Annotated in this window: 6 protein-coding genes and 1 tRNA gene; all 7 read left to right on the top strand. The window is 58.8% G+C overall.

Features of this window, described 5'->3' with window-relative positions:
- Window positions 1-171 precede the first annotated feature (171 nt).
- The 7 genes from GXY35_02500 to GXY35_02470 all read left to right on the top strand — a co-directional run bounded on the left by GXY35_02500 (window position 172) and on the right by GXY35_02470 (window position 6,995).
- Window positions 172-351, top strand: a complete 180-nt coding sequence (locus GXY35_02500; GenBank protein NLW93462.1) for a helix-turn-helix domain-containing protein — start codon at window positions 172-174, stop codon at window positions 349-351.
- Window positions 352-598: 247 nt separating this feature from the next.
- Entirely contained in the window at window positions 599-1,600 is a 1,002-nt protein-coding gene (locus tag GXY35_02495) for a tyrosine-type recombinase/integrase (GenBank protein ID NLW93461.1), read from the top strand.
- A gap of 231 nt (window positions 1,601-1,831) precedes the next feature.
- Complete coding sequence (locus tag GXY35_02490; protein NLW93460.1) at window positions 1,832-4,009, top strand: hypothetical protein; 2,178 nt, start codon at window positions 1,832-1,834, stop codon at window positions 4,007-4,009.
- Window positions 4,010-4,183: 174 nt separating this feature from the next.
- Window positions 4,184-4,270 (top strand) — tRNA-Ser (locus GXY35_02485).
- Between the two features lie 85 nt (window positions 4,271-4,355).
- Window positions 4,356-4,865, top strand: coding sequence for a hypothetical protein (locus tag GXY35_02480; GenBank protein ID NLW93459.1), 510 nt, complete (start codon window positions 4,356-4,358; stop codon window positions 4,863-4,865).
- Window positions 4,866-4,932: 67 nt separating this feature from the next.
- Window positions 4,933-6,321 carry a phosphoesterase gene (locus GXY35_02475; protein ID NLW93458.1) on the top strand — a complete coding sequence of 463 codons (1,389 nt, stop codon included), beginning with the start codon at window positions 4,933-4,935 and terminating at the stop codon, window positions 6,319-6,321.
- 137 nt (window positions 6,322-6,458) lie between these two features.
- The gene (locus tag GXY35_02470; protein NLW93457.1) at window positions 6,459-6,995 is read left to right on the top strand and encodes a PadR family transcriptional regulator; all 537 of its coding nucleotides are present in this window, start codon (window positions 6,459-6,461) and stop codon (window positions 6,993-6,995) included.
- Window positions 6,996-7,019: the final 24 nt, after the last annotated feature.

Here is a 7,019-nt window from a genome sequence, read left to right as displayed (position 1 = left end):
TGATCCGTCGTGCCTATGGCTATCGGGACGAGGAGTACATGAAACTCAAGATCATACAAACCTGTACCCCATGGATGGGACGCTTCCAACCATGGGCCTGGGCTCACAAAATTCCGTCATGAGCCCTACATTCTACGTGTCTCCCCGGAATATGCATTGGAGCGGGACACAATGAGAATACTGATCGAGGATTCGGCGTATTACGACATTCCCGAAGTGGTCAAGATGCTGAACATGCACAAGAAGACTGTGTATATCTGGATACGGCAGGGGAAGCTGAAAGTGCACAAGTTGGGCCGGAAATACCTTGTTTCCGGCAAGGTGCTTCGCCGATTCATAGAATCGCATTAATTCGCCCACCGCATCGACCTATTTACGCACCACCGCAGCATAATAATTCCAGAATATTCAAGTTGACAATGTGCCATTATTGTGCCATAATAGTGGGATAAAAGAGGCACAACAAGGTGACTGGTGAGGCAATCCAAACGATATGATGCGCGCATGAAATCTACCCGCATGCCGATGGACAAGAGACATGGCAATCTATAAGAGAAAGAACATCTGGTACTCTGATTGCTATTGCCAGGGCTATAGAGTGAGGAAGATGGTCGGCCCGAGCAAGAGAATGGCGGAGCAGGCGTTGGCCGTCCAGACGGCGGAAATCCTCCAGGGCAGATATCGTTTGAACGAGAAGAAAAAACCGATCGGGTTCAGGGAATTGACCGATCAGTATATGGAGCACGCGAAGACCACGAAGCTCTCCTGGCAACGCGACTGCGATTTTATGAAACGCTTCAACGCCTTCTTCAAGGATCGGCCGCTTGACCACATCACGACGGAGCTTGTGGAGAAGTACAAGACGCACAGGCGTAATGAGGTACTCGGTCGTGGGAAGTATGCCGACAGGGACCCACGAGATGTCCCGATGGCCACGATCAATCGCGAGCTCTCGTGCTTGCGGCGCATCTTCAACCTGGCGATCGCGTGGGGCAAGATGGAGAAGAACCCCGTGAAGGGAGTAAGGTTCTTCCGGGAGGAGATGTTGCCGGAGCGGGTCCTCACGGACGAGGAGATCAGGGTGCTGCTCCTGTGCTGCAACACGGTCACCGCGGACGTTGTGCAATTCGCGTTGAACACGGGCATGAGGCGCGGTGAGATCCTGGGTCTCCGCTGGGATCAGGTCGATCTGCTGACAGGATATATCACGGTCACCAGAACGAAGAGCGGCAAACAGAGGAAGATCCCGATAAACGACACGGTGCGCGATCTCTTGGAACGCCAGCCGCGGCAAGGTATGTTCGTCTTCCATCGGAACGGCAAGCCCGCAAAATCCGTACGCACCGACTTCGAGAAATCAGTAAGGCGAGCAGCCATCGGCCATTGCCGGTTCCATGATCTGCGTCACACATTCGCGACAAGGCTTGTGCTACGGGGAGTGAGTCTGCCGGTGGTGAAGGAGCTGTTGGGGCATTCGACGATCACCACGACGATGAGATATGCCCATCCCACGCCGGAGAGCAAGAAGATCGCTGTGGCTCTCTTGGAGAGATCCGTAGTCTCGTGCGAAGAGCTGCTCACACGTGCGATCCCGGCCTGAGCGGATAAGCCGATCGTAACTGTATCCGCTGAATATTCACCGTAGATTATCTCCATGATCGCGTAATGTGCTCGCTGATATAGCCCCTGATATATCATGGTCTTGATCCTTCTTGTGCGATATACTCCCTTTATCGGAGTCCCAGCAGGCAAGGGAATGAGAAGGCTCCTCCCCTAGGTCAGACCGGCATGCTATTCAGCCGGTCATTCAGCAGTAAGATCGGATGCATATATGAATCGAAACTTGTTCCGGATCGCCCTTGACCAACTCCAGCCAAGTGACTGGTTCCAGTTTGAAACACTATGCGGACAGTTTCTCCTTCCGGAGTTAGGCTCTTTGCGCACGATGGCTCATCCACAAGGCGACGGTGGGCGCGACTCTGAGCTATTCTCTCCTGAAGGAAAACCATTCGTTGCCGCCCAATATAGTATTGCGCGTGACTGGCGACACAAGATTAGGCAGACGCTTAAGCGCCTTGCGCAGGAATGCCCCTCCGTTCATGTGCTGGTCTACATGTCCAATCAACAGATCGGCGGTCAAGCTGACGAACTCAAACAGGAAGCCTTGGCCAGAGGGCTTGTCCTTGACCCACGCGATCGTACATGGTTTTTAGAGCGTGCTTCTCTAGACGCAGTTCGCGAGGCTGCAGCCGCCGAATTGATCGACCGTATTGCACGCCCATTCCTGGAAGGCGAAAACATTATACAGAGGCAAGCTTCACCCCTCTCGTCATCCGAAGCAAAGGCAGCTCTCTTGTATCTCGGCCTTCAGTGGCAGGATGATATAGCCGAGAAGGGGCTCACTAAGCTTTGCTTCGATGCCCTTGTCCGTGCCTCACTGCGGCACACGAACTCAGAGGCGAGAGCAAAAAGAGCGTTGATCCATGAGCGTGTTTCCAAGGCCCTTCCAAACGCTGATCCGGCAATTGTGCGAGTTCAGATTGACAGCGCTCTTGCGAGACTAACGAAGCGCTATGTTCGCCACTGGCCAAAAGAGGATGAGTTCTGCCTGACATATGATGAGCACAACAGAATCACAGCACGATTGGCAGACAGTGCAGCCGAGGATGCCGACTTTCGTGATACAGTTGCATCTCACTCCCTTCTATGCCTTGAAGAGATTGATCGGTCAGGCCAGCCAGATGTAGACGATCTCTTGCTTCGAATACCGCGAGTGCTTGAAAAACTCCTTTTATACGGTGGTGAGGAATTTGTGACCGCGGTCCTCACGGATACCCTGCACCAAGTTGGCATTGAGCGACTTGCAGACCTTATACTCCGAGATATTGACGAGAGGAGACCAGCATCGGAGATCATCGAGCACTATCCAAAGCTTATTGTTACCATTATCCAATTATTGCTGAACGAGGCAAACGACTCGACCCGCAACTATCTATTGCGGCTGGCAAACTCGTACACGTTGCTTACGTTTCTCAACCACACTCCAGATGTGCGGTCAGCAACGAAAAAGCTCTTCTCCCATGGTACGATCTGGGTTGATACAACGGTTCTCCTACCACTGCTTGCGGAGAGGATTGAGGGCGATGAAGCAACTTGGCGATTCACACAGGCCTTCGCAGCCTGCACAAAGGGCGGGGTCGAGTGGAGGGTTACATCCGGGGTAGTCCAAGAAATCAACGCGCACATGAACAATGCGTTGTCCTGCTCGCAATACCAAGCAGGCAATTGGCGGGGGCGTGTTCCCTATCTCTATCACAAATTTATGCGGACTGGCAGAGGGCCATCAGAGTTCCGGAGGTGGATTGCCTTGTTTCGCGGTTCTGAACGACAGGAGGACGACATCGCGCAATTCCTTCACGGTGTTCTAGGCATCCAGCGTCAGGATTTGCAGGAAGCCGCACTTGAAGTCGATGACGAGCTACGTTGGGCGGCAGAGCGTCTCTGGACTGCCGCTCATGAAGCGCGCAGGCGGAATACTCAGCCATTGGACGAGGTAACGACACGCATCCTTATCAAGAATGATCTAGAGACATACTTGGGTGTCGTGGCATTAAGGAAGAAAGAACAGGTGACAGAGCTTGGATACCGTCACTGGTTATTGACCCTAGACCGAAATGCATGGGAGATACGAGACCGACTCAAGGAGGAGTTCAAGGATAACACTCCTCCGTCTCCTCTCATGTCCCTCTCGTTCCTGCTGAATACGATGGCGTTTGGTGGGCTTCGTGCCCAAGCAGGAAAAGTTGTGGAGCCTACGATTCCGCTGATACTGGACATTGAAATGTCTGAGTCGGTGCCGCATGACCTTCTTAAACTCGCCGACGACGTACGCCGAGAGAACAAAGGTTTGCCCGAATATGTGATTCGTCGGAAGGTGCGAGATGCCATCGACAAGACTAGACGTCGCTGGGGCTGCTTCAGTCGGAATCCCGTCTTTGATGCTGAATGATGAACAAAGCTGGAGCATACATGCCGCCGCTGAGAGCCCGCAGAAAAGCTCCTTTGGTATCATTTCGGCGGCAAATTATAGTCACAAAACGGTCACAAGGCGGGTTATCCTTGCATGGAGCATGGGTTGTTGATATTGCCTATCACGCTCGTAGCAAATTAGTTGTGACCTATCGGAGGGGTGGCTGAGCGGTCGAAAGCGCCGGTCTTGAAAACCGGTAGGCCCGCAAGGGTCTCGTGGGTTCGAATCCCACCCCCTCCGCCGCCGCAGGCGTTCCGCGGGGCGGGTTGGCGCCGGCGGGAGCGCCGTTTCCGGCACGGCGGTGCGCGCATCCGGCGCCTGGACGATGATCCGCTACCTCTACAGGAAATCGAGGATACTGTTCGTGGGCATCAATCCGCATCCCGGGTCCTACGCGAGGGGCGTGCCGTTCTCCAACAACAAGATGTTCTGGTATCTCCTCTCGGACGCGGGGCTCATCAGTGAGACGAGGGATGCGCTCGGCGACGACGCGGCGTTGAAGCGGATCTACGAGGCCAGGTTCAACGCGGTCTACGGCCTGGGGCTGCTGAACGTCGTCGAACGGCCGACGCGCGATGTCTCCGGACTCCACAAGGGAGAGGAGGCGCCCGGGCGGAAAAGGATCGCCCGCGCCATCAGGACGCAGAAGCCCGCCGTGGTCTGTTTCATCGGCAAGGTGACGTACGCGAGATTCAAAGGGTCGAGGGAGGTCTCGTTCGGCTGGCAGGAAGATATCGGCGGCGCGAAGGTCTTCGTCATGCACTTCCCGCTGCGCGGGAAGGCGGCCGTGAGGGTCCGCGAACTGAGGCGGATCGCGCGGGCGGCCCGCGCCTGACGGTGCCGCCCGCCCTGCCGATCGGCCGTGCCGCGCGGCGAGGCGCTCGATGCCCGTGGAGCCATCGATGAACGTCCATGCGTCCGGCCGTGCCATCTTCGCCGCGGGGACGGGCCTCCTCTGCCTCGCCGCCGCGGCGCTCCGCGCCGCCCCCGCCGCGGCCGCCGGCGCGGAGCCGGTCCTCCACTTCATCAGCGATCTCCACATCGGCGGCGACGGCGCGCTCAACGAATGCGCCTTCGAGAAGGAACTCGTCGGGTTCCTCCAGGGGATCGCGGCGGGGCCGCTTCCGGCGGAGCTCGTCATTGTCGGTGACGCGTTCGGTCTCTGGGAGACGACCGAGATCGAGGGGGACCGGAAGCTGCCGTGGCTCGTCGCGACGCACCCGGCCATCTTCCGGCAGTTCCGCGAAACCGGGGAGCGCGTGAAGATCACGCTGCTCGCCGGCAACCACGATTACGACCTCGCCTGCGTCCCCTCCTACCGGGACCTTCTCGCCGCGCACAACATCCGGCTCGACACGGCGGAGCACGCCGTCCGCCGGATCGGGAAGAAGACGATCTGGATCGAGCACGGCAACCAGCACGATCCGTTCAACCGCTTCCCCGATTACGGGAACCGGTGGGGGCTCCCGGCCGGCTACTTCATCACCGCCTCCACGGTGGCCGTGGCGGGCAGGAGCGCCCTCCAGGCCAGGAGCCGGTGGCTGAAGGACCTCCCCGCCGTCTATCCGAGCGAGGAGATCCCGTCCTGGATATGGTCGAACTACTTCTACCAGGAGATGACGCCGATCCTCCGCTGGTTTCTCCTCCCGTTCCTCCTCCTCTTCATCTTCAGCGCGGTCGTCCTGGCGGGGCGCTGGATCGAGGAGCACGGGCTGCTGCGCACACGCCTGTTCCGCAGATCGCTCCGGGAGCGATTCGGCTTCCCCGGGCGCGTCATCGACCTGGTGGTGTGGGTGAACGGGATCGCGATCGCCTTCTTCGTGGTGCTCTCCGTCCCGCTCTTCTTCCTGACGCGCGACATCCGGGGGACCCTGCAGAAGTACGGGATCGAGACCACGGAGGGACTGCGGAACGCCAAGGAGGACTCCTATCTCGCCGCGGCCCGGCGGGTGTTCGCAGACGACCCATCCTGCGCCCTGTTCATCTACGGGCACACGCACACCCCCTCGCTGCGGATGCTGGACGGGCGGTGCGTCGTGAACACCGGCACCTGGCTCAAGCGCCTCGAGCGGGTCGGGGCGCGGCGCATCCTGATGCTCCCCCCCGTCTACGTCCCCTCGTACCATCTGAACTGTTTCACGGCGGAGCCGCGCGGGGATGGGATCCTGCTGAGGCACCGCGTCATCCGCAAGGATCCGCCGCGCGATCTGACGCTTCTCGAGAAGCTCGCCATCCTCGGGCGCCCCCGCCCCTCCGCCCCCGCGATACCCGCGGAGACGGTCCTGGAGTGACACAGGGCGAGGCGGAATCTTCCGCCCCGCCGCCAGTCGGAGCCGCCACGGAGACGGAACGGTGTTGACATGAGGTTGTAAGAATACTATATTGTACCAGTACAATAATACTGAGCCGTCGGGAGAGAGGGATTCGCATGGCCGCGATATCGAACGCCGAGGCAGCGCTCCTTGGATTGCTGGCCGAGAAGCCGATGTATCCGTACCAGATCGCCCGGGAGGTGAAGAGGCGCGACATGCGGTGCTGGACCGAGCTTTCGATGTCCTCGATCTACAAGCTGCTCGCGAAAAGCCGGCGCAGGGGGCTCGTGACGCGGGAGGACACGTTGAGCCCCCAGCACCGCCTCCGCGCCCTCTACACGCTGAGCCGAAAGGGCCGTTCGGCGCTCAGGGCGAAGATCGAGGCGCTCCTGAGCGAGCCGGCGCACGTGCGGTGGCCGATCGACATCGGACTCTACAACTGCGGCCTCCTGCCGCGAAAGACCGTGCGCGCGGCGCTCGCGAGGTACCGGGCGACACTGGAGGAGAGGGTGAAGGGGTATCAGGCGCTGCACGGTTTTCTGCGAGACGCGGGATGTCCGCGGCATCGGCACGAGTGTGCGGTGCGGCCGATACGCATCCTGGAAGCGGAGATGCGGTGGGTGGATGCGTACATGAAGACGATGGAAGGGTGAGAAGGCGTGAAGGGGGAAGGGGGA

This window comes from Chlamydiota bacterium, assembly GCA_012729785.1.
GTDB lineage: Bacteria > Auribacterota > Tritonobacteria > UBA1439 > UBA1439 > UBA1439.
The sequence above is the reverse complement of the archived record's forward strand: the minus strand, read 5'-3'. Positions and strand labels throughout refer to the sequence as shown.